The sequence below is a fragment of the Phytobacter sp. V69 genome (assembly GCF_965644215.1).
In the GTDB taxonomy this organism is placed as follows: domain Bacteria; phylum Pseudomonadota; class Gammaproteobacteria; order Enterobacterales; family Enterobacteriaceae; genus Phytobacter.
The window spans coordinates 1-22,943 of the sequence record NZ_CBFFRL010000075.1 but is presented as its reverse complement, the minus strand read 5'-3'; the positions used below and the strand labels follow the sequence as shown (position 1 = coordinate 22,943).

15 protein-coding genes are annotated in these 22,943 nt (G+C 56.6%); 6 read left to right on the top strand and 9 right to left on the bottom strand.

Annotated elements, in window-relative coordinates; all coding sequences use genetic code 11:
• Positions 1–205: 205 nt before the first annotated feature.
• The 3 genes from mtr to tnaC form a co-directional block, all read right to left on the bottom strand.
• Entirely contained in the window at positions 206–1,450 is a 1,245-nt protein-coding gene (mtr, locus tag ACSZPU_RS12690; protein WP_498999201.1) for a tryptophan permease, read from the bottom strand.
• A 122-nt stretch (positions 1,451–1,572) separates the two neighbouring features.
• The gene (gene tnaA, locus ACSZPU_RS12685; protein ID WP_498999199.1) at positions 1,573–2,961 is read right to left on the bottom strand and encodes a tryptophanase; all 1,389 of its coding nucleotides are present in this window, start codon (positions 2,959–2,961) and stop codon (positions 1,573–1,575) included.
• A gap of 125 nt (positions 2,962–3,086) precedes the next feature.
• A complete protein-coding gene (gene tnaC / locus ACSZPU_RS12680) occupies positions 3,087–3,182 on the bottom strand; it encodes a tryptophanase leader peptide (protein ID WP_072039686.1) in 96 nt (31 codons plus the stop codon).
• A 270-nt stretch (positions 3,183–3,452) separates the two neighbouring features.
• Here tnaC and ACSZPU_RS12675 point away from each other — a divergent pair, with 270 nt between their 5' ends.
• Positions 3,453–5,078 carry an Eco57I restriction-modification methylase domain-containing protein gene (locus tag ACSZPU_RS12675; protein ID WP_498999197.1) on the top strand — a complete coding sequence of 542 codons (1,626 nt, stop codon included), beginning with the start codon at positions 3,453–3,455 and terminating at the stop codon, positions 5,076–5,078.
• An 83-nt stretch (positions 5,079–5,161) separates the two neighbouring features.
• On the opposite strand, the gene ACSZPU_RS12670 is transcribed toward ACSZPU_RS12675, so the two are convergent.
• Together ACSZPU_RS12670 and ACSZPU_RS12665 are read right to left on the bottom strand one after the other, a co-directional pair.
• Positions 5,162–8,158 (bottom strand): Eco57I restriction-modification methylase domain-containing protein, encoded by a 2,997-nt coding sequence (locus ACSZPU_RS12670; RefSeq protein ID WP_498999194.1) that lies wholly within the window; start codon positions 8,156–8,158, stop codon positions 5,162–5,164.
• Between the two features lie 168 nt (positions 8,159–8,326).
• On the bottom strand, positions 8,327–10,486 hold the full coding sequence (locus ACSZPU_RS12665) for a TonB-dependent siderophore receptor (RefSeq protein ID WP_498999192.1): 2,160 nt from the start codon (positions 10,484–10,486) through the stop codon (positions 8,327–8,329).
• Positions 10,487–10,923: 437 nt separating this feature from the next.
• Here ACSZPU_RS12665 and ACSZPU_RS12660 point away from each other — a divergent pair, with 437 nt between their 5' ends.
• The 5 genes from ACSZPU_RS12660 to ACSZPU_RS12640 are packed head-to-tail and all read left to right on the top strand — an operon-like array spanning position 10,924 to position 15,667.
• Positions 10,924–11,751 carry an ABC transporter ATP-binding protein gene (locus ACSZPU_RS12660; protein ID WP_498999190.1) on the top strand — a complete coding sequence of 276 codons (828 nt, stop codon included), beginning with the start codon at positions 10,924–10,926 and terminating at the stop codon, positions 11,749–11,751.
• Positions 11,748–12,764, top strand: a complete 1,017-nt coding sequence (locus tag ACSZPU_RS12655) for a FecCD family ABC transporter permease (RefSeq protein WP_498999187.1) — start codon at positions 11,748–11,750, stop codon at positions 12,762–12,764. The genes ACSZPU_RS12660 and ACSZPU_RS12655 overlap by 4 nt, the downstream gene beginning before the upstream one ends.
• On the top strand, positions 12,761–13,813 hold the full coding sequence (locus tag ACSZPU_RS12650) for a FecCD family ABC transporter permease (protein ID WP_498999184.1): 1,053 nt from the start codon (positions 12,761–12,763) through the stop codon (positions 13,811–13,813). Before ACSZPU_RS12655 ends, ACSZPU_RS12650 begins: the two co-directional genes overlap by 4 nt.
• A gap of 13 nt (positions 13,814–13,826) precedes the next feature.
• The gene (locus ACSZPU_RS12645; RefSeq protein ID WP_498999182.1) at positions 13,827–14,777 is read left to right on the top strand and encodes an iron-siderophore ABC transporter substrate-binding protein; all 951 of its coding nucleotides are present in this window, start codon (positions 13,827–13,829) and stop codon (positions 14,775–14,777) included.
• On the top strand, positions 14,774–15,667 hold the full coding sequence (locus ACSZPU_RS12640; RefSeq protein WP_498999181.1) for a MurR/RpiR family transcriptional regulator: 894 nt from the start codon (positions 14,774–14,776) through the stop codon (positions 15,665–15,667). The genes ACSZPU_RS12645 and ACSZPU_RS12640 overlap by 4 nt, the downstream gene beginning before the upstream one ends.
• Here the strand turns inward: ACSZPU_RS12640 and ACSZPU_RS12635 are convergent.
• The 4 genes from ACSZPU_RS12635 to ACSZPU_RS12620 form a co-directional block, all read right to left on the bottom strand.
• On the bottom strand, positions 15,664–16,824 hold the full coding sequence (locus tag ACSZPU_RS12635) for a multidrug effflux MFS transporter (RefSeq protein WP_498999179.1): 1,161 nt from the start codon (positions 16,822–16,824) through the stop codon (positions 15,664–15,666). The genes ACSZPU_RS12640 and ACSZPU_RS12635 overlap by 4 nt on opposite strands.
• A gap of 279 nt (positions 16,825–17,103) precedes the next feature.
• A complete protein-coding gene (locus tag ACSZPU_RS12630; protein WP_498999178.1) occupies positions 17,104–18,468 on the bottom strand; it encodes an efflux transporter outer membrane subunit in 1,365 nt (454 codons plus the stop codon).
• A gap of 2 nt (positions 18,469–18,470) precedes the next feature.
• The gene (locus ACSZPU_RS12625; RefSeq protein WP_498999176.1) at positions 18,471–21,578 is read right to left on the bottom strand and encodes an efflux RND transporter permease subunit; all 3,108 of its coding nucleotides are present in this window, start codon (positions 21,576–21,578) and stop codon (positions 18,471–18,473) included.
• The gene (locus ACSZPU_RS12620) at positions 21,578–22,699 is read right to left on the bottom strand and encodes an efflux RND transporter periplasmic adaptor subunit (RefSeq protein ID WP_498999174.1); all 1,122 of its coding nucleotides are present in this window, start codon (positions 22,697–22,699) and stop codon (positions 21,578–21,580) included. The genes ACSZPU_RS12625 and ACSZPU_RS12620 overlap by 1 nt, the downstream gene beginning before the upstream one ends.
• Positions 22,700–22,943 lie beyond the last annotated feature (244 nt).

The window sequence follows — 22,943 nt, the reverse complement described above, 5'->3', positions numbered from 1 at the left end:
ATACAGCTCAGCTAAGGTAAGGCTAATACAGCTAAGGACTCCACTGAACCCCACCGATTAAATCGCACCTTCCTTATTCGGGCCACGGTTTTGCCTGTAGCCCCGGTAAGCGGAAACGCCACCGGGGAATGTCCCTTATTCGGGCTTCGGTCCTGATTCCCTCTCCCGTTGGGAGAGGGTTAGGGTGAGGGGAATCAACCGCTTACTAACGATAAACCGGCAACAGATTAAAGCTCGACAGCACGTGAATAATGGCGTTGCCCGCGCCGAAGCACAGAATCAACACAATCATTGCCTTACCGCCCCACACACGATAATGCGGGCTGCCGAAGCGTTTGCGCGACGCGCTGGCCAGCAGTGCCGGCACAATCGCTGCCCAGACGGTTGCTGCTAGTCCGGCAAAACCAATCGCATAGATAAACCCGTTCGGCCACAGCACACCCCCGATCATCGGCGGCAGGAAAGTCACCAGCGCGGTTTTAAAACGCCCCTGCGGGCTGTCGTCGAACTTAAACAGATCCGCCAGATAGTCGAATAGGCCCAGGGTCACGCCGAGGAACGAACTGGCGACGGCAAAGTTTGAGAACACCGTCAGCAGTAAATCCAGACCACGGCTGTTCAGCACGCCGCTCAACGCTTGCACCAGCACGTCGATGTTGCCGCCTTTCTCAGCAATATCGATAAACGCCGGGCGCGGAATATTGCCCATCGTACCGATCAGCCAGAAAACGTAGAGGATCAGCGCCATCAGCGTACCGAGCAGCAGGCAGCGGCGGATGGTCAGCGGGTCTTTGCCGTAATACTTCATCAGGCTGGGTACGTTGCCGTGATAGCCAAACGAGGCGAGGCAAAAGGGCAGCGCCATTATGACGTAGGGAAAATAGCTTGGGTTTACTTCGGCGGTGTTGAACAGTACCGCAGGCTGCACGTGCCAGATTAACCCACCGAAGCTCATAAAGAAGGTGAGGATCTTGGCGCCCAGCACGATGGTGGTCATCCGGCTGACAGCCCGGGTGCTCAGCCAGACAATAAAGGCCACGATCAGTGCGAATAACAACCCACCCAGCCGTGCCGGGAAGGCGATATTCATTTGTGAGAACGTATGGTGAATAACAGAGCCGCTGGCGGAAATATAGGCGTAGGTCAGAATATATAAAACAAACGCGACGGTGAGGCCGTTAATAATATTCCAGCGATTGCCGAGAAGATCTTTCGTGATGGTGTCGAAACTGGCGCCAATATGATAATTCAGGTTAGCTTCGAGGATCATTAATCCTGAATGCAACATACAGAACCAGGTAAAAACTAACGCGAGCAGTGACCAAAAAAACCATGAACCAGACATGACAACCGGTAAAGAAAACATGCCTGCGCCAATAATGGTGCCACCAATAATCATTGCGCCGCCAATTAACGACGGGGCTTTATTTGTTACCGTAAGTGTAGCCATAGTGCGTTTTCCTCACGTACCTATAGGCGTCATAATTCTCATCACCCTGGACCGGCGACGTGTATTTTTTTCAGGCGTGATATTGGAAAGACGCGCACGTTGCAGGCGCGTCTGAGTGTGTTTTATTCCACAGGTTTTAAACGGGCAACGAAGTGGCGCAGCACCGGCGGTTCATAGGTGAACGTCAGGCCCTTAATGGACGCAGCGCGTTTCTTCACGGCAATCAGTGAGTCAGCGATATAGTCCATATGGTCGTTGGTGTAGACACGGCGCGGAATGGTCAGGCGCAGCAACTCCATCGGCGACGGTTTTTGCACGCCTGTGACCGGGTCTCGCCCTAACAGCAGCGAGCCGATTTCCACACTGCGAATACCCGCTTCCAGATACAGCTCGTTGTTCAACGCATGTGCCGGGAACTGTTCCGCCGGAATATGCGGCAGCAGCAGTTTGGCATCGACAAACACCGCGTGGCCGCCGGTCGGGTACTGGATCGGAATACCGCCCTCACGCAGGCGTTCGCCCAGATATTCCACCTGTGCAATACGGTAGGTGAGGTAGTCTTCGTTGGTGCCTTCCTCCAGACCGATAGCCATTGCTTCCATATCGCGTCCTGCCAGGCCGCCGTAGGTCACAAAGCCTTCCATCGGTACGCAGCGGATGCGCACTTCGTTAAACAGATCTTCGTCTTCGCGGAAACAACACATGCCGCCGATATTCACTAGCGGATCTTTTTTGGCGGACATGGTCAACATATCGCCGTAGGTATACATCTCGCGGATGATCTCTTTAATCGATTTGTCGGCGCAGCCCTCTTCGCGCTGTTTAATAAACCAGGCGTTTTCGCAGAAGCGCGCGGAGTCGATGACCACCGGGATCTTATGACTTTTCGCGATCTGGTAAACTTCGCGCATATTCGCCAGCGAAATCGGCTGGCCGCCGGAGCTATTACAGGTCACGGTGGTGACAATCGCCGCTACGTTTTCCGCGCCCTGTTCGGCGATGGTGGCTTTCAGCTGATCGATATCGAAGTTGCCTTTCCAGTCGTACCACGAGGTGGTGTCGAACGCTTTCGGCGTTACCACGTTGATGGCTTTCGCTCCATTCAGCTCCACGTGTGCGGCGGTGGTGTCGAAGTGGAAGTTGGAAATAAACACCGGTTTTTTCGATTTGCAGCGGGCAATCAGCGACGGGAAGAGGATCTGTTCAGCGCCGCGCCCCTGGTGGGTTGGGATGGTGAACGGATAACCGATGATCTCTTTCACTTTTGCACATAAATTCTGATAGTTACGGGAACCGGCGTAGGCTTCGTCGCCCATCATCAGCCCGGCCCACTGGCGGTCACTCATGGCCCCTGTGCCCGAGTCCGTAAGCAGGTCAATATACACATCCTCGCTATTAAGCAGGAACGGGTTATATCCGGCTTCGGCCAGCGCTTTCACGCGGTCGTCGTACGTGGTCATGCGGATATTCTCAACCATTTTAATGCGGAAAGGTTCTGGGATGCGTTTCATAATATTTCTCCAATAGCGTACCTTGCGACGTAATAGCAATTTCCGGCGGTTTTTTACGCGCAAAGAAATAACTACCAAACGTCGTGTTTAGTTGAATTATTTATTAGATGAGAGGCAGCGGAGAATTAACGAGGGAAGTCGTTGGTAATGCGCGGATCGAGATTATACCAGGCGTTTAAACCGCCCTGAGCAATGAGGCGGTAACTCAATCGATATTTCATTACATCGTCCTCTGACGTTACGGGAGTACTAAAAATAGATAAATATGAAAAAATATCCGCGATTAAACTCACAAATAGATTATTGAGAGAACGATTCACTGGAAAATATGATGGCAGACACGTTTTGCGTTCACCTTTTTAATCGCAATAACCGTGTGGGATTCAGGGGTTGCCACCGTCCTTCTCGCCCTTTGATAATCGGGATAAAGGCTGTACCCTATGTCGCGCAGAAACGGCGCATTGAACGCGCGGGCTTTTCAAAGGTAAAGAATGAAATTCAAAGCAGACCAGACCAGCCAGAAACTCCGGGGTGGTTACTATACGCCGCAAAACTTAGCCGATTACGTGACCCGCTGGGTGCTGAGCACACACCCCGCCAGCGTGCTGGAACCGAGCTGCGGCGATGGTGCATTTATTCAGGCTATCCATAACAACAATGGTGATAAAGCGGTTAACCTGGAATGCTTTGAGCTGTTCGACGTCGAGGCGCAAAAGGCCATGCAGCGCTGCGAGATGCTGGGATTTTCCAACGCGACGGTGACCGAAGGCGATTACCTGGTCTGGGCCAACAAGCAACTGGCTGAAAACCATATGCTTTACGATGGCGTCGTCGGTAACCCGCCGTTTATCCGCTACCAGTTCCTTGAAAATGCGTTTCAGGTGCAGGCGGAGCTGGTGTTTAAGCAACTGAAGCAGAAATTCACCAGGCACACCAATGCCTGGGTGCCGTTCTTACTCTCCTCGCTGGCGCTGCTCAAACTTGGCGGGCGTCTTGGCATGGTGATCCCTTCCGAAATCATTCACGTGATGCATGCTCAGTCCCTGCGCAGCTACGCGGGGCAGGTGTGTTCGAAAATCGTGATTATCGATCCGAAAGAGATCTGGTTTGAAGACACGCTGCAGGGCGCGGTGATCATTCTGGCCGAGAAGAAAATCGATCCACAGCAGGAAACCGATGGTGTGGGGATCGTCAGCGTTAACGGCTTTGATTTCCTCGCCGAAGACCCGAACGCGCTCTTTGCGCGCACGCCGGGCATTAACGGCGAAACCGTCGCCGGGAAGTGGACCAAAGCGGTGCTGGAGCGCGACGAACTGGCGTTGATTCAGGCGCTTATCCGCCATGAGTCGGTGCATCAGTTTAACGATATTGCCACCGTGGATGTGGGGATTGTGACCGGGGCGAATGAGTTTTTCCTCGTCGATAATCAGACCGTTGAGCAGTATCAACTGGCCGATTATGCCCATCCGATGTTTGGCCGCAGCCAGCACTGTCCAGGAATTTTGTACGATGAGAATCAGCATGCGGAAAACCAGCGCGATGGCCTGCCAACCAACTTCCTCTATATTGCCGACGATTACGACGCCCTGCCGTTAAAAGTGAAGGAGTACATCCTTTTCGGCCAGGCGCAGGATTTGCACACGCGCTATAAATGTCGCATCCGTAAACCCTGGTACAAGGTGCCCTCGGTGTACAGCACCAGTATCGGCATGCTGAAACGCTGCCACGAGGCGCCGCGCTTGATCCTCAATCAGGCGGAAGCCTACACCACCGATACCGCCTATCGCGTGCGCTCGACCTTTACCAGCAGTGAAAATCTGGTGTGCAGCTTTTTAAATCCGCTGACGGCGATCACCGCTGAGCTGGAAGGGCGTTATTACGGCGGTGGCGTGCTGGAGCTGGTGCCGTCGGAGATTGAACAGCTGTATATCCCGGTGATCGAAGGGATGGAACACGATCTGACGGGCATCAATCAACAGGTGAAAGCCGGTGAGATTGCTGAGGTGATCCGCAGCCAGGGCGAGAAGATCCTCGCGGCGTTAGGTTTTAGCAAAAGCGATAACGATAAGCTGATGGCAATCTGGCAGAAGTTGAAGGATCGCCGGTTACGTAAATAACCTTTTCCCCGGTGGCGCTGCGCTAACCGGGGCTACATGGGTGTGGTAGCCCGGAAAGGCACGCCGCTATCCGGGACAACCGATCACAATCCCTTATACAGATCCTCTATCGACGGGATTTTCACGTCCAGCTCAGCTAAATTAAACAGCGCTACTATCAACGCATCCATCCGTGCCTGCTCGGTGTCGAACTGGCGCTGATAAACGATTTTTTCCCGTGTCGATGCCTGTGCAATCCGGGAATACAGATGGTTGAGCTGCATTTGCAGGGTGGCAATATCGTCGTGGCGCGCCGCGTCTGCGCTGTTGGTGAAATCGATGGTCGGAATCGGCATCCGGGTCTGGATTTTTGTCCCCCTGGCGATAAAGCCGCCGCGGAAAATCTCCCCATAAATCGACGCGAACCACTCCAGATGGCGGGAGGTTAACAGCGCCTGAATATAGAAAATGGAGTAGGGGCAGTCATCGGGCACGTTAATGATGCTGTAGCCCGCCGTGCCGCCGGAAGAGACAAACGTCCGGTGGTTATCAATCGCGTATTTGTAGCCATTCGACAGCACGCCGACGATAATTTTTTGCGGCACATCGCAGTTCTCCAGCGCCTGACTGCGCCCATAGCGATACCACTCATGCGGCGTTGTCGGGTCCGGTTTTATCGAGCGCTTGCCATTATCAAGATGCGGTTTGACCACCTGTAAGAAGGCGAACGTCTGCGGGTAATTGGCGCGTAAATCGTCGTACTCAATAAACTGAATGCGACCATCCACCTTGTGATAGGGATAAATAACGAAGGCGTTCGGCTCCACATCTTTGTAACTGTAGAAGTTATCCTGGCCCGCGCGCGGCGTTTCAAAATAGGGGCGCGTTAAGGCTTCTTCAATCGAATATTCCACGCCATCGTAAGCGAACCAGACGTATCCATTTTCCGTTCTCAGGCTTTTATGCACGTAATATTCATTGGCGCTGGTTTGAATACCATTGGCAATCGCCCCTTTGCCCAGAATATCCCCCAGTTCGGCGGAGTTACTGAACATTCGCTGCAAGATATCGTTGGTTTCCTTCTCCAGCACCCAGGTGTCGGAATCCAGTTTATCGGGCGAGTGCAGGCTTAATAGCGACGATTTATCTTCACGGGTCAGCCACTTTTTAAAGTCTTTCACTTCATAAAAAGCGAACTCATTCTGCGGTGATTTTTGCAGGCATAGCAGGCAGGTATAGGTGGTTTTATTGAGAAAGATCTGATGCGAGCCAAACGAAATCAGCTTGCTCAGATAGCGGCTATCCGCCAGCAGCTTACGCAGGTTTTTCCCCGCGCCGATTTTGCTGAACTTGGACGGGAGAATATAGCCAAGATAGCCTCCCTCTTTTAACAGCTGCATGGCACGCTCGACAAACAGGAAATATTTATCAAACTGTTTGTAAGCCGACTGGTATTTCTTTTTGTAGATCGGCAGTTCGGCAGGGGTGAACTGCTTCATATGCTCCGTGGCCATATACGGTGGATTACCGACAATCACATCGAAGCTGTTTTCATCAATATGCAGCGGATTTACGCGATAACTGTCCACCGCCGCAACCCCGTCATTTGTATCCACCAGGCTGTTACCGAAAATAATGTTGTGCTGAATTTTCGGCAGGATCGGTTTGTCGTCGCCAATCGTCTCTTTTGATTCGCCTTCCAGCAGTTTGAGCAGCAGACCAAAGGCACAGGCTTTTACCGCGTTGTAATCTTTGTCGATACCGTAAATGCAGCGGCTGAGCAGTTCCTTTTTCACCGACAATTTCAGTTTGAAACTGTGGGGGGAAAGCTGCTGGAGCTTCGTGCGGTCGTGCTGGATGTAATAGTCGACCAGCGTATCCTGCAAGTACTGAAACACTTCCAGAATAAAGGCACCCGAGCCGCAGGCGATATCGGCAAATTTGGCGTTGAGGATCTGCTCATCGCTTTTGCCCTGGCAAAATTCGCTCACCGTGTTGCGTATAATCTCTTTAATGATGTGCACCGGCGTGGTCACCACATCGCGGTCGAGGTGCTCTTCTTTCGGACGGATTTCGGTGGTGCCATCGGGGCCAATTTTGATTTTTTCGCTCAGGAATATCTCGTAAATACTGCCGAGAATATCGGAGGAAAAGACCGCAAAGGAGTAAGTGCTCTGCGGGAAATAGAGCTGATTGATGATCTCCCAGATAGCCGAATTATCATTACTGATCAGCTCCTCAATATGCTCGAGGGCAAACAGACCGGAATCATATTTGCGATCCGAAGCCTGTAGCGTCTGCACCAGCGCGCAGTAATCTTGCTTCTGTGCTAATGACCAGAGCGTTTCATACGCCTCTAAATCACGGTCTTCGCAGACGCGTAAAAAGACAATGCAGTTAATGTAATTCTGCGTCAGATCGTTGAGCTCTTCTTCATTCAGACCGGGCTTGAGGGAGAGAAACTCATTGGCCAGCAATAAACGCCAGCGGTTGATTTGCTCAAGGAACAGATCGTCGACGCTAAAGCGCAGGATCTTGTTTTCGATGGCGGACCATTCGTTATCAAACTGCCCGGAATAGACGCTGTCGCGGCCAATCAGCGTCATGATTTCATCGAAATGCGCCGCCAGTTCACTGTAGTGATAGAGCTTGATGCGCGAATGACCGGTCTGGTCGTCCTGTCCAACCGGGTTTGAGCAATCATAGATGGCGGTATATTCGAAGTTGGTCAGTACCGAGATTTTTAATTTGCCGGTAAAGCCGTAACGGCGCACCTGTTTGGCCGGTTCCGGGTCGAGGCTAATGTCCACGCTCGGCTTTTTGGCTTCGACAAAGAATTTGCGCTCGGAAAACAGGCGGAAGGTGTAATCCGGTTTTTTCGCGTTTTCCCCCACCCGCGCTTTTAATCCCTCTTCGACCAGCACTTCACGTTCGTTGGTGGGCCTGCCCTGGGCGTTGATAATATCCCAGCCCAGAAGGGTAAACAGTGGGTCGAGAAAGTCGGTTCTCAGCTGCGTTTCGTTATATTTTTTTGAGTGGTAATAGGCCAAATCACCCTGGTATTTCGCCACCAGTTGTTCAAGCTGCTCAATTTTTGTCATCTGATTTCCCGATCCTGACGTGCGATATGTCCCCTGCGGGCGTTACGCTAAGCGGATCATCATAGGCAATACGCGTAACAATGTCTTTCCCTGGAAAGGGGGGTGCACCTGGCGACAGGCAAAAAAAAAACCCGCATCTGCGGGGCAAATACACACCAGTTCTTACGCTTAAAAATCCATTTTCACCGTAAATTGCACTTCACGCGGATCGCCAATCTGGTTACCCAGATTGTTGGTGGTGATCGACGAGGTGTAATAGGTCTTATCGAACAGGTTCTTCACGTTAAGTTGCAGCGTGACCGGGTACTCCAGCTTCATTTTGTAAGCCGCGAAGGCGTCAGCCACAAAATAGCCCGGCAGATAGTAATCCGCGCCGTTGGTGGCTGAACGACGATTCACCCCGTGACCGCCGCCGCCCAGGGTCAGCGTATTGCCGCCTGGCATATTGCGGATGTCATAGGTCAGGAACACGGAACCGGTGTGGCGCGGCACGTTAGGCATCGGTTTGCCTGCATATTCCGGGTCTTCCAGCACTTTGGCATCGGTGTAGCTATAGCTGGCGATAACGTTCATGTTGCTGGTCAGCGCACCGGCGATGTCCATTTCCACACCCTGCGAACGCACGCGGCCTGCGGTTTTCGCTACGGTTTCGTCACCCACAATCTCGCTGTACATCACGTTGCGCTTGTGAATATCGAACAGGGAAATGTTCGCGGTAACGCCGTCGAAGAGGTCGAATTTCGCCCCCACTTCCCACGCGGTAGATTTTTCCGGCGGTAACTCACCGATATAGCTGGCGATGGAGTACTGCGGCATAAACGACTGCGCGACGTTACCGAACAGGGAAACCGATGGCGTCAGTTTGTAGACCAGGCCAAATTTTGGCGTCCACTGCTTGTCGGTGCTGTCCGTGTTCACATTGAACGGGCGGCCTTTGCCTGCGTACTCGGTGTAGTACTGGTAGCGCACACCGGCAACAGCGATCCATTTGTCCGTCAGGTACAGCGCGTCCTGAACGTAGGCGGAGTAGCTCTCCTGCTTAATCGTCTGGTCGCTGTCCGAAGCGGACACTGACGTACATTTGCTGGCATTGCCGTAAGTCGGGTTATAGATGTTGAAATCTTTAACGTTTTTGCAGCGGATCATATCGGTACGCAGCAGATCGTAATTCTCATACGACACGCCGGTCAGGATCTCGTTATAGAACCCGGCGATATCCACATTGCCCTGCAGATCGGCACGGGTGCTGTGCATCCGCTGGGTTGATCCCTGGGTGGCGTCCACACGGCGCGTCAGATTACCGGTGGCGGCATCATAGGCCATCACGCGTGACTGGTTGTCCGTGTATTTGTCCTGGCTAAAGCTGTAGTCAAACTTCGCCGTCCACGCGCTGTTGAGGCGATATTCGGCGTTCAGTTGCGCCAGGTCGGACGCCCCATCGGTAATGTTGAACGGCTCGTCGAAGCGGGTTTCGCGGCTGACTTTAACCGGTTGTTTGGTATTGAGATCGAAGATGGTGCCGCGATCAAACGGGGTCTGATAATCGCGGTGTGAGTACAGCACGCTGACCGTTGCGTCATCGCCGAACCAGGTTAACGACGGGGAGATAAAGGTGCTTTTCTCTTTACCGAAGTTACGCCAGTAATCTTCATTCTGGTATTCGCCAACCAGGCGATACGCCAGGCGGGTGCCTTCAATCGGCCCGGTGACATCGAAATCCCCGGTGCCGCCGCCAAAGCTGGAAGATGTTGCGGAAACGGAACCGCCAAAGGTGGTTTGCGGACGTTTCGTTACAACATTGATAAGCCCACCGGGATCCAGAATCCCGTACAGCGTGGAGGCTGGGCCTTTCAGTACTTCAACGCGCGACGTGGCGGCGTTAAAGCTGCGCGGCAGAACCGTTTTTAGGCCGTTGGTCATGATTGAGCCGTCGCGGTTGGCACCAAAGCCACGGCGCACAAACGCATCCTGGGTTCCGCCTAATGTGTTGGTCTGCACGACGTTACTGACGTTATACAGCGCTTCATCCAGCGTCGTGGCATGCTGATCTTCCAGCACTTTATCGCTCACGGTGTTGACCACCTGCGGAATATCCAGCAGCGGCATTGTCGTAAGCGTTGCCGCCGAGGTGTTCAGCGGTTGATAGCCCGAAGTCGCGGCCTTATCAGCCGATGAAGAGCCTGCCAGTACCGTCAGCGTGTCGCTGTCTTTGTCTTGTGTGGTGCTATCCGCAGCCTGCGCCAGAGGTGAAAAGGTTGCCCCCAGAAACAGCGCTGAAAAAAGCGCACGCCCTTTTTTCCCGGAGATATAAGAAGTTAACTCAGCCATGTTGTCCGTTTTTCCAAAATGCCCCTGCCAGTCACCCATGAGGGGAGGGTTTTTTATTCATTGCCCGCTACTGCACATCTATCCTTCGGCGTGAAAGATTCATGCCGGATATGTAATTGAGAAGCATTCAAACACGGCGAAATGTAGTAGTAAATGAAAAATTGATAAAAATGACTACACTGCATTTTGCCAGGGGGAGTACGGCGAAAAACACAAGATTTACTCTTTTAATTAATTGAAATTAAAGTGATTAAAAATAAACTCAAAACAGTGAAAGGACTGTAGTGATGTTGAAATACCCGGTGAAGTTATAGGGGTTTGATTCTCTTGACTACTACATTGACCGACGGCAAAATCTAAAAGAGAATGATATTTATTTTTATTTGTTGAGCTGGCGCGCGCGGAGTGTACCACGTGGTTGCGGCACAGGAGTGAAGATGCCACAGCAGGTGGACAATGCGGCCAGTCGGCCCGGAATTGTGCTGGACAATCTCTCGGCAGGTTACCAGCAGAAGGTCATCGTTGATGACATCAGCCTTGTCATTCCCCCTGGTAAAATGACCGTGCTGGTCGGTGCGAATGGCAGCGGCAAATCCACGCTCCTCAGTACCATTGCGCGCCTGCTCAAACCGCTGGGCGGCAGCGTTCAGCTTGATGGCAAAGCTATTCATCAGCAGCCCACCAAAACGGTATCGCGCCAGTTGGGGATCCTCCCCCAGTCGCCGCTGGTTCCCGAAGGGCTGACCGTGTTTGAGCTGGTCTCACGTGGCCGTTTTCCCTGGCAAACCTTTATGCGCCAGTGGTCTGATGACGATCAGCAGGCGGTTGAAAATGCGCTGGCAGTGACCGGGACCACCGAGTTTGCCCATCTTCCGGTAGACAGCCTCTCCGGCGGCCAGCGTCAGCGCTGCTGGATTGCGATGGCGCTGGCCCAGCAAACGCCGGTGATTTTGCTCGACGAACCCACCACCTTCCTCGACCTGCGCTATCAGGTAGAAATCCTCGAACTGCTACATTCCCTGACCCGCCAGCATGGGCGCACGGTGGTGGTGGTGTTGCACGATCTGAATTTCGCGGTGAATTACGGCGATACGCTGGTCTTTCTGCGTCAGGGCAAAGTGGAAGGCGTGCTGCATGAGGGCGATCCCTGCCCGGCGGAGCTGATTAAATCGGTCTTTGACGTTGATGTGCATGTCTCCCTTAACCCAATGACCGGAAAACCCTTCTTTATGCCGTTTCGCCGCCAGAGTGAACCGCACCCATGACCGCGCAACCTCTTCTGGCATGTCGTCGCCGGGGGCGAAGCGGACTGGCCTTGCTGCTGGTGCTGGTGTTACTTGGACTGGCGTCGGTGGCTCACCTGGGGCTGGGGGCGCGAACGATTGGCCCGCAAACCGTGGTACGCGCCTTTCTGGCCTTCGACCCGCGTAACTTCGACCATCAGATAATCATCAGCCTGCGTCTGCTGCGCCTTGTGGCCGCGCTGGTGGTAGGGGCGGCGCTTGGGGTGGCGGGGGCGTTGTTACAGACGGTGATCCGCAATCCGCTGGGCGAGCCGCACATCCTCGGGCTCAACGCCGGTGCGGCGCTGGCGGTGGTTGCCAGCACCGCGCTAGGGCTTTCTTTCGGGCCGGGTCAGCCGCTGATCGCCGCCTGCGGTGCCGGGGCGTTGTTCGCGCTGGTGATGGGGCTTGCCAGCGCCGGGAAAACCGGCCTGACCCCCATGAAAGTCACCCTCTGCGGCGTGGCGCTCACCGCGTTTACCTCTTCCATTACCGCTGCCATTTTGATTCTGGACGAACAAACCCTGCTGGCGATGCGCACCTGGCTTGCCGGGGATTTGGCCGGGCTAAGCTGGGAGGCCGTGCGTACCGCGGCGCTGGCGGCGGCAGCCGGGCTGGCGCTGGCGCTGTGGGTCGCCCCGGCGCTGAACATGCTGGCGCTGGGCGATCAGGTGGCAATGGGACTGGGCATTTCGCTGGTGCGTACCCGTGGCCTTGGGCTTATCGCCATTGCGCTGTTATGTGGGGCGGCGGTGTCGCTGGCCGGGCCGATTGGCTTTATTGGCCTGGTGGTGCCGCACCTTGTGCGCCGTTTTGCCACCGATGATCTGCGCCTCGGTGTGCCGCTGTGTGCCTTCACCGGCGCGTTATTGCTGCTGCTGGCGGATATCGCCGCCCGCACGCTGGTCGCGCCACATGAGCTGGCAACCGGGGTGATGACCGCGCTAGTGGGCGCACCGCTGTTTATCCTGCTGGCATCGAGGTTATTCAAATGAGTTCGCTGTTGTCGCGCGTCGGCTTTCGCGCCTTTCGACTGGGGCGTTTTTCCCGTTTATGGCGGCCGCAAACGGCGATGTGGGGGACGGCGCTGCTGGTACTGGCGGTGGTGTTACTCCTTTCTGGTTTGATGCAGGGTTCGCTGCCGGTCCCCGCGTCGGCGCTCGGAAAGGCCCTTTTTTCCCCGCAGGCGCTGAATGCTGAGCAACAGTACATCGTCTGGGATATCCGCATGCCGCGCCTGCTGATGGCGCTGCTGTGCGGCGCCATGCTGGGCATGGCCGGGGCGGCGATGCAGTCAATTACCCGCAATGGTCTGGCAGACCCTGGGTTACTGGGGGTGAAAGAGGGCAGTAGCGTGGCGGTGCTGGCGCTGATCCTCCTTTTCCCGGCTCTGGGGCTGGTCTGGCGGCCGTTAGTGGGGATGGCGGGCGGCCTGCTGGCGGCGCTTATCGTACTTCTGCTGGCGCGGGATTTTTCGCGTCCGCGTTTTATTTTGCTCGGCATTGGCGTCTCCTGGACGTTTGCCGCGGGCATCGGAGTGTTTATGACTACCGCCGATGTGCGTGATGTGCAGACTGCGCTGGTGTGGATGGCGGGCAGTCTGCACGCCGCCACCTGGCCGCTTTTGTTGGTGGCAACCTGCTGGGCGCTGCCTGCCGCGCTGATTCTGTTTCTCACCGCGCGGGCCTCGGATGTGGCGCTGCTCGGTCACCAGGCGGCAGCCGGGCTGGGCGTACGCCTGGCGTGGCTGATGCGGATTCGTTTTATTGCCCCGGTTTTGCTCACCGCCGCCTGCGTCTCCTGTGCGGGCAGCATCGGCTTTGTCGGGCTGATTGCGCCGCATATGGCGCGTTTCCTGCTGCGCGGCGGCCAGGTGGCGTTGTTGTCCGGCAGTGCGCTACTCGGCGCGCTTCTGGTGCTGGTGGCGGATTCGCTGGGACGGCTGGCGTTTGCGCCGCTGCAAATCCCGGCGGGCATTGTGATTTCATTGATTGGCGGACCATTTTTCCTGCTGCTGCTCTGGCAGCGCCGGGACCGGTTATAACTCAGGGAGCCGTATGCGTTTACTTTTCGCGTTCTTATTACTGGTGGTGACGGCGGTGCATGCCGAAACCGCGACCCGCACCTTTACTGACGATCTGGGGCGGACGGTGACCGTGCCGCTGCATCCGCAGCGCATTGTCTCGTTGCACGATCTCGATATCACCATCCCGCTGATTGAACTGGGCGTGCCGCCGGTTGCCAGCCATGGCCGCACCCGGCCCGATGGCAGCCATGTGCTGCGCTCCAGCGCGATGCTGACCGGGGTGGATTTTGATAACAGCAAGATTGCGTTTATCGGTACTGCGACCATTGATATTGAAGCCGTGGTGGCAGCGAAACCGGATCTGATCATTACCGAACCGAGCCGCAATACGCCGATTGAGCAACTGGAAAAAATCGCCCCTACCGTCAGCATCGACCATCTGGACGGCGGTGCGCCGCGTATCTATAGCAAACTGGCGGACCTGACCGGCAGCCAGGCGCAGCTTGCCATTCTGGAACGCCGCTATCAGGCGCAAATCGCCGCGCTGAAAGCAACGGTCGATACCAGCAAAATCCGCGTGTCGGTGATTCAGGCCAACGAGGGGAAAATCAACGCCCTGCATACCTACCATTCGCTGGGGCGCGTGCTGCGTGATGCCGGGTTCTCTTTCCCGCCGCTGATTGAGAGTATCCCGGACGGCGGGCGTATTGATGTCAGCGCCGAGCGGCTGCCGGAGCTGGATGCCGATTTTGTTTTCGCTACCTGGCGTGGCGATACCGGCGGTAAACCGCAGGATGAGGTAGCCGCGATGGATGCGGTGATGCCGGGCTGGTGCAATTTCCTTTCGGCCTGTCGCACCGGGCATTACGTGCTGATTTCGCGGGAAGAGGCTATTTCCAACTCCTTTGCCGCGCTGAGTCTGATGGTTGCGCAGGTGCAATCGCAAATTGCCGGGCGTCCGCTACCAGGGTCTGTGCAATGATGCGGGCCACGAAAAACAAAGGGCGGGTGGATGTGTATGGTGAGCGCTATCGGGCGCGGGCGCATACGCTGTCGCCGCGTTTACAGTCGGTGGCGCGCTACATTCACGAAAACCGGGAAGTGGTGCTGGAACATACGGCCATTGAGATCGCGGCGGCGACACAAACCTCGGACGCCACCGTGGTGCGTGCGATTCAGGCGCTCGGTTTTGCCGGGTTACGCGACCTGAAACAGACGATGGAGCACTGGTTTGGGCCGACGATGACCTCGGCGGAAAAGATGAGCACCACGGTCGGAGCACTGTCGTGTGATGTGAATTCCGGCATTGATTTTGTGCTGGAAGGACACCAGTACACCTGCGAGGTGTTGTCTGAACCGGACAACCGTTATGCCATCGCCCAGGCCGTTGCCCTGTTAGTGGATGCGCGCCAGGCGGCCATTTTTGGCATTGGCGCATCGGGGATTCTGGCCGATTATACCGCCCGTTTGTTCAGCCGCGTCGGGTTGCCGGCGGTGGCACTTAATCGCACCGGCATTGGGCTGGCCGAGCAGCTTGTTAGCCTGCAACGCGGCGATGTGCTGGTGATGATGGCGCAGAAATCGGCCCATCGTGAAGGGCTGACGACCTTAAAAGAGACCAAACGGCTGGGCATTCCGACGATTTTGCTGACCAATGCGCTGGATTCCCGTTTTAGCAAAGAGGCGGACGTGGTGATTCATGTGCCACGCGGCGGTGAGAAGGGCAAAATCCCGCTGCATGGTACGGTGCTGCTGTGCCTGGAGATGATTGTGTTATCCGTGGCATCGGCCACTTCGCAGCGGGCCATTAAAACGGTGAAACGCATTAATGAGTTTCACCGTGGCCTGAAACCCGGTGGTAAAAAAGCTTAATTCCGGCGGCGGACGAAGGTGTAAATCGCCAGCGCCGCGCTGTAGGCAATGGCTATCGCCAGCGTCATTTTCCACATCGCTTCGCCGCCAAGGCCTGAAAGCGGTGTGGCAATCCCCCCAAAGACAAACATCAGCATGCCGAGTAACGCGGAGGCGGTGCCGGAATAGCGGGCGTCAACGCAGTTCATCGCCGCAGAGCCGGACAGCGTACAGACGCCGCTGTTGAGGCCGACGGTGAAAAACAGCCCCACCAGCGTGAGCGTTTTATACCCGGTCTGGGCAAAGCCAAAGGTCACCAGCGCAAGCAACACCGCCAGAATCAGCCCGCGTTTGAGCAGGACGTTTTGCGGGACGCGGCGGGCAAAGTTCGAGAAGATCAGCGCGGCGATCACCAGCCCACAGCCGTTAAGGCCAAACAGCAGGCTGAACTGCATCGGGCTCATGCCATATTCGTTTTGCAGGACGAAGGACGAGGCCCCAATGTAAGAGAATAGTCCCGCAAGCATAAAGGCCTGTACCAGGCAGAAGCTCAGGAAGGTACGGTTTTTTAGCACCGCTTTGGTGGTGCTGAGCAGGCTTTCGGCCGTGCTTTGTGGCTGACGTGTCTCTTTAATGATCGTCAGGCTGAGGAGCAGCAATACCGCGCCTGCCAGCGCCATGACCCAGAAAAGGGCGCGCCAGTGCAGGGTTTCCGAGATGTAGCCGCCGAGCACCGGCGAGATGACCGGGGCGATACCGTTTACCGTCATCAGCAGGGCGAAAAAGCGGGTTAGCTGGGTGCCGGAGTATTTGTCGCGGGCGATGGAACGCGAGAGGACCGAGCCACCCGCGCCGGAGAAGCCTTGAATAAAGCGCCATAAAATCAGCAGATGGATATCGTGGGTGGTCGCACAAAAGATGGAGGAGACGATGAATAACGCCAGCGACAGCAAAAGCGGGAGTTTGCGGCCCATTCGGTCGCTCATCGGGCCGAAGAACAGTTGTCCCAGCCCGAGGCCGATTAACGAGGCCGTCAGCGACAGTTGCGTCAGCGACGTGGTGGTGCCCATTTGTTGTGTGATATCGGGCAGCGCTGGCAGGTACAGGTCGGTGCAGATCGGGCCAATTGCCGTCAGCAGCCCAAGTACCAGCGCATATGAAACAGACAGTTTTTGCATAATCTTTCCGAAATTAACAGCGTAAAGAACAAGACCCTCACCCTGACCGTTCATAGCCCGGGCAAGCGCAGCGTCGCCGGGGACATTCCCGGGTGACACAGGGTGAAGGGGAAATCCCATTCGTTTTGCAATGATGCGGCTGCCACACCCTCACCCCGGCCCTCTCCCTGAGGGAGAGGGAGAAAAGCAGCAGGAGGTCAGGGGAAAATCACCGCTCCAGACCGCTCGATCGACCCCTCGCCCCTTTGGGGAGAGGGTTAGGGTGAGGGGACAATCACATCACCCCACGCCGCCGCCGAGGGATTGCCACAGGGTCACGCGGTTCTCAAGATCCGTCTGCTGCAGCGAAATCAGCCCTTCCTGCGCCGACCACAGCGAACGCTGCGCGGTCAGCACGGAGAGATAGCCCCCGGTGCCGGCCTGATACTGACGCTGGGCGATATCCAGCGTTTTCTGCTCGGCGGCAACATACTCGCGCTGGGCGTCGAGTTGCTCATCCAGCGTCTGACGACGGGCGAGCGCATCGGCAACGTCTTTAAACGCGCTCTGGATCGTTTTCTCGTAGGTGGCGATCAGCCCTTTCTTCTCTGCCTCAGCGTAGCGCAACTGCGCCAGGTTGCTGCCGCCGGTAAACAGCGGCAGGGAAATCGACGGGGCAAACGACCAGACCTTCATGCCGTTATTAAACAGCGACGACAGGGCCGAACTGCCCACCCCTGCGCTGGCGGTTAACGAAATCGACGGGAAGAAATTCGCTCGCGCTGCACCAATGTTGGCGTTGGCGCTTTTCAGGTTGTGCTCCGCTTCCTGAATATCCGGACGGCGCAGCAGCACTGAGGACGACACTCCCGCAGGCGTCAGCTTGATGCTGTCCTGCGCCAGACTTTCCAGCGTGCCGGGCAGCAGATTTTGCGCCACGGTGGTTCCCGCCAGCAGGTTGAGCGCATTGATATCCTGCGCCACCTGCGTTTTGTAACTGGCGACGCTGGCACGCGCCTGCTGGTAGACCGCCATCGACTCGCTCACATCCGTCGCCGCCGCCGTGCCCACCTGCTGCTGACGTTTCACAATATTGAGCGAGTTTTGCGCGCTCTCCATCGTCTGCTCCGCCAGCGCCAGGTTGCTGTTATCCGCCGCCAGGGTAATCCACGCGGTGGTGACTTCCCCTACCAGGCTCAGGCGGGTGTTTTGCGCGGTATATTTGCTGGCAAGCCAGGTTTCCCGTTCGGCCCGTGCAAGGCTTTGGTTACGGCCAAACAGATCCAGTTCAAAGCTCGACACCGCGCCGTTGGCCTCGGCACTGGAGGTCACGCCGCTGGACACGGTTCGGCTACGGGTGTTGCTCAACTCCGCGTTCACCGTCGGGAAGAGCGCAGCCCGGTCTTCGACGTAGAGCGCACGCGCCGCATCAATATCGGCAAGCGCTTTTTGCACATCGCGGTTTTGGGTGAGCGACAGGCTCACCACCTGCTGCAGGCGGCTGTCATTGACCACCTGTTTCCAGTCGGTCGCCACCGCCTTCGCCTCACCGCTGCCACCCGGCAGGGTGGCAGGAACGGGGGCATCCGGGCGTTGATAAGTCGGGTCGAGCGACACACAACCCGCGCTCAGGAGAGCCAAAACAAGCACACTAATACGAAACATAATTACTCCTGGCGTTGACGTTTACCGGCGAACAGACGTTTCACCAGCACAAAGAACAGCGGAACAAAGAAGATGGCGAGCAGGGTGGCTGCCAGCGTACCGCCGATGATGCCGGTACCGATGGCCACACGGCTGTTGGCCCCGGCCCCGGTCGCCACAGCCAGTGGCAGCACCCCGGCGATAAACGCCAGCGAGGTCATCATAATCGGACGTAAACGGGTACGTGCCGCACGCAGCGCTGCCCGGCTCAGGGAATAGCCTTCCTGCACCGCGGCTTCGGCAAACTCGACAATCAAAATGGCGTTTTTCGACGACAGGCCGATGGTGGTCAGCAGCGCCACCTGGAAGTAGACGTCATTGTTCAGGTCACGCATCCAGGCTGCCAGCGCCGCTCCGAGCAGGCCGAGCGGAATCACCAGAATGACCGAAATCGGCACGGACCAGCTCTCATAAAGGGCTGCCAGGCAGAGGAACACCACCATGATCGAGATGGCGTAGAGGCTCATGGCCTGGCCGCTGGCGAGTTTTTCCTGTAATGACAGGCCGCTCCAGGCCCAGGTGGAACCGCCGGGCAGATTGTTGGCGAGGGTTTCCATTTTGGTCATCGCCACGCCGGAGCTGAACCCGCTGGCGTTCTCGCCCTGAATTTCATAGGCCGCCGAACCGTTGTAGCGCACCAGACTTTCCGGGCCATATTCCCAGTGGGTGGTGGCAAAGGCGGAGAACGGCGTCATGCTGCTGTCACTGCCGCGTACGTACCATTTTTTCAGGTCCGACGGGGCGGCGCGGAACTCGCTATCCCCCTGGATATAGACCTTCTTCACGCGTCCGCGATCGATAAAGTCGTTCACATAGGTCCCGCCCCAGGCGCTGGAGAGCGTATCGCTGACATCGCTGAGCGACAGGCCTAGCGCAACGGCTTTGTTGTTGTCGATATCCACCTGCAACTGCGGCATTTGTGGCAGGTCGTTGGCACGAACGGCGTGCAGCTCCTGGCTTTTGCTGGCCTCACCAATCAACTGGTTGCGCATTTTCAGCAGTTCGTCGCGATCCGTGCCGCCGCTTGCCAGTAGCTCGAAGGTAAAGCCGCTACTCTGCCCCAGACCGTCCACCGACGGCGGCGTCATGGCGAAAATACTGGCATCGCGGATGGTGCTCAACTGCTGGGTGGCTCGCAGGGCGATCGCCTGGGCGGTATTTTCCGATCCCTTACGTTCTGACCAGTTTTTCAGCGAGACGAAGGCCATCCCGGCGTTCTGCCCGCTCCCGCTAAAGCTAAAGCCGGTGACCGTGAAGATGGCGTCGGTATTGGCTTTCTCTTTGGTGAGGAACCAGTCGGTCACTTTGCTGGCGACCGCATCGGTACGCGGCGCGGTGGCCCCGGCAGGCAGGGTGAACTGCACCATGACAGAACCCTGGTCTTCGGTCGGCAGGAAGCTGCCCGGCAGACGCCACATGACAAACGCCATTGCCGCACAGAGCACGCCATAGGTGGCGATCACGGTGACGGAACGGCGCAATACGCGCAGCACACGGTGCTCATATTTGTTTTCTGTACGGGTGTAGAAGCGGTTAAACGCGCCGAAGAAGCCCTTTTTATGCGGCTTGCTGTGCTGCATCACCGTGCCGCACAGTGCCGGGGTCAGGGTCAGGGCGACAATCACCGACAGCGTCATGGCCGAGATAATAGTGACCGAGAACTGACGGTAAATAACCCCCGTAGAGCCGCCAAAGAAGGCCATCGGCAGGAACACAGCCGAGAGCACAAGAGCAATCGCCACCAGCGCGCCCGAGATTTCACCCATCGATTTTTCGGTGGCTTCGCGGGCGGGTAGCCCTTCGTCACGCATAATACGCTCGACGTTTTCCACCACCACGATGGCATCGTCCACCAGCAAGCCTATCGCCAGCACCATTGCAAACAGCGTCAGGGTGTTAATCGAATAGCCAAACAGGGCCAGTACCCCAAAGGTCCCCAACAGCACAACGGGTACCGCCATCGCCGGAATCAGCGTGGCGCGGACGTTTTGCAGGAACAGATACATCACGCAGACCACCAGCACGATGGCTTCAATCAATGTCTGCACCACGTCTTCGATGGAGATTTTGATAAAGTCGGTGCTGTCTTTCGGGTAGGCGATGTCATAGCCCTGCGGCATGCTGTGGCGGAACTCGGCGATTTTCTCCTTGACCAGCGTAGCGGTATCCAGCGCGTTGGCGCCAGGAGCCAGCATCACCGCCAGGCCCGCCGCCGGGTGGCCGTTCAGTTTTGCCATCGCCGAGTAATCTTCGCTACCCATCTCAACGCGGGCCACATCACCGATACGTACCACCGAGCCATTGGTTTCACTTTTGACGATGATATTGCGGAACTGCTCCACGGTTTGCAGACGAGACTGCGCGCGCACGGTGGCGGTCAGCTGTTGGCTGTTCGAGGACGGCAGCGCACCGATTTTCCCGGCGGAGACCTGCACGTTCTGCGCTTCAACGGCCGTTTGCACGTCAGACGGCATCAGCGCGTAAGAGGCCAGTTTGTCCGGGTCCATCCAGATACGCATGGCGTATTCCGCACCGAACACCTGCAGGCTACCCACGCCGCTGACGCGAGCGAGCGGGTCCTGCACGTTACTCACCAGCCAGTCGGCGATATCGGAGCTGGAGGCATGGTCGGTTTTGTCATACATCGCCATGATGAGCAGGAAGTTGCTCTGGGATTTCACCACCGTAACGCCGGACTGTGTCACTTCGGTTGGCAGACGCGACTCGGCCTGCTGCACCTTGTTCTGTACCTGCACCTGAGCGGTATCCGGGTCGGTACCCTGCTCGAAGGTCACGGTGATATTCACCTGACCATCGGAACTGCTGGTGGAGGTAAAATAAAGCAGGTTATCGAGCCCGGTAAGTTGTTGTTCGATAACCTGGGTCACGCTGTTTTCCAGCGTTTGCGCCGACGCACCGGTGTAGGTGGCGGTGATTTTTACCGATGGCGGCGCCACGTCCGGGTACTGCGCGATGGGCAGCGTGCGGATAGCCAGCACCCCTGCCATCATGATCAGAATGGCGATCACCCAGGCAAAGACCGGGCGACGCACGAAGAAGCTGGAGAACATCAGGCTTTGCCTCCGTTGTTTTGCACTTCAACGGCTTTGGCTTCTGAGCCGGCGGTGACTTTATCGGTGCCTTCAACGATCAGCTTGTCGCCGCTTTGCAGCCCTTTCAGGACCAGCCATTTATCCCCGTAGGTGTCGCCCGTTTCGACGTTACGCTGTTCGACTTTGTTCTGGGCGTTGACCACCAGGGCCGTGGCGTTGCCTTTGCTGTCGCGGGTAATGCCTTGTTGTGGCGCGAGGATGGCATTTTCCATCACGCCTTCGTTCACGCTGGCGCGTACGAACATGCCGGGCAGCAACTGCTGGTGCGGGTTCGGAAAGATAGCGCGCAGGGTGACGGAGCCGGTAGCTTCATCGACGGCCACTTCGGTCAGCGCCAGTTTGCCGGTTTCGCTGTAGGTGCTGCCGTCTTCCAGAATCAGCGATACGCTCAACGTGCTGTCGTTGCTGGCGAGTGCCTGTTTACGCAGACGCAGCAGATCGGCGCTGGAGCGGGTGAGGTCGACATACATGGTGTCCAGCCCGCGCACGGTGGCCAGAGCGGTGGTTTGCTCGGCGGTCACCAGGGCGCCTGGGGTGACAGACGAAATGCCAATCCGCCCGCTGATCGGTGAGGTCACCGTGGTCCAGTTAAGGTTGATGCGCGCGGTTTCCACTGCGGCCTGCTTGGCGCTGACGCTGGCACGGTCCTGCGCACAGGTGGATTTCGCGTCGTCAGCATCCTGTTGTGACACTCCGTCGTCTTTCACCAGAAGCGCGTAGCGGCGGGCTTTTTCACAATCGGACGTCACCAGCGCCTGGGCCTGTTTGTACGAGGCATTGGCTTCATCGAAGGCGGCGCGATAGCTGGACGGGTCAATTTGATACAGAGCCTGTCCGGCTTTCACCGTGTCGCCTTCGGTGAAGAGGCGCTTCTGGATGATGCCGCCAACCTGGGGTCGGACTTCCGCAGTCAGCGAGGCCGAGGTGCGCCCGGTCAGGGTGCTGAGTACGGAAAGCGGTTGGCTCTGGAGCGTCACTACTCCGACTTCCTGGGCCGCGTTATGTTGTGCAGGTGGTGTGGCATTGTCGCAGCCAGTCAGCGCGAATAATGCCACGACGGTGGTTGTTATTAACTTCATTATATTTTCCCGACGTGTAAAAGGCCTGCCCGTTGATAAATCAAAGGCGGGTGGTGGACCATATTTTGGCGATGGCAATACGCCACTTCCGCTATTAACGGAAATGATGACCGGCGGTGTCGCTAAACACCACCTGAAATTCGTTTATTAAGAGTTATTTTTCAGTAAACGGCGGATTCAACTCCGAAGTGCAACGCTAAGCCGCCAATCTTAGCTCTGCAAACACCACAGACGGTTGCCTGAA

Bases quoted from the DNA above. Each gene is read 5' to 3' on its own strand.
- mtr (WP_498999201.1), bottom strand. From the start codon at position 1,450: ATGGCTACACTTACGGTAACAAATAAAGCCCCGTCGTTAATTGGCGGC.
- tnaA (WP_498999199.1), bottom strand. From the start codon at position 2,961: ATGAAACGCATCCCAGAACCTTTCCGCATTAAAATGGTTGAGAATATC.
- tnaC (WP_072039686.1), bottom strand. From the start codon at position 3,182: ATGAAATATCGATTGAGTTACCGCCTCATTGCTCAGGGCGGTTTAAAC.
- ACSZPU_RS12675 (WP_498999197.1), top strand. From the start codon at position 3,453: ATGAAATTCAAAGCAGACCAGACCAGCCAGAAACTCCGGGGTGGTTAC.
- ACSZPU_RS12670 (WP_498999194.1), bottom strand. From the start codon at position 8,158: ATGACAAAAATTGAGCAGCTTGAACAACTGGTGGCGAAATACCAGGGT.
- ACSZPU_RS12665 (WP_498999192.1), bottom strand. From the start codon at position 10,486: ATGGCTGAGTTAACTTCTTATATCTCCGGGAAAAAAGGGCGTGCGCTT.
- ACSZPU_RS12660 (WP_498999190.1), top strand. From the start codon at position 10,924: ATGCCACAGCAGGTGGACAATGCGGCCAGTCGGCCCGGAATTGTGCTG.
- ACSZPU_RS12655 (WP_498999187.1), top strand. From the start codon at position 11,748: ATGACCGCGCAACCTCTTCTGGCATGTCGTCGCCGGGGGCGAAGCGGA.
- ACSZPU_RS12650 (WP_498999184.1), top strand. From the start codon at position 12,761: ATGAGTTCGCTGTTGTCGCGCGTCGGCTTTCGCGCCTTTCGACTGGGG.
- ACSZPU_RS12645 (WP_498999182.1), top strand. From the start codon at position 13,827: ATGCGTTTACTTTTCGCGTTCTTATTACTGGTGGTGACGGCGGTGCAT.
- ACSZPU_RS12640 (WP_498999181.1), top strand. From the start codon at position 14,774: ATGATGCGGGCCACGAAAAACAAAGGGCGGGTGGATGTGTATGGTGAG.
- ACSZPU_RS12635 (WP_498999179.1), bottom strand. From the start codon at position 16,824: ATGCAAAAACTGTCTGTTTCATATGCGCTGGTACTTGGGCTGCTGACG.
- ACSZPU_RS12630 (WP_498999178.1), bottom strand. From the start codon at position 18,468: ATGTTTCGTATTAGTGTGCTTGTTTTGGCTCTCCTGAGCGCGGGTTGT.
- ACSZPU_RS12625 (WP_498999176.1), bottom strand. From the start codon at position 21,578: ATGTTCTCCAGCTTCTTCGTGCGTCGCCCGGTCTTTGCCTGGGTGATC.
- ACSZPU_RS12620 (WP_498999174.1), bottom strand. From the start codon at position 22,699: ATGAAGTTAATAACAACCACCGTCGTGGCATTATTCGCGCTGACTGGC.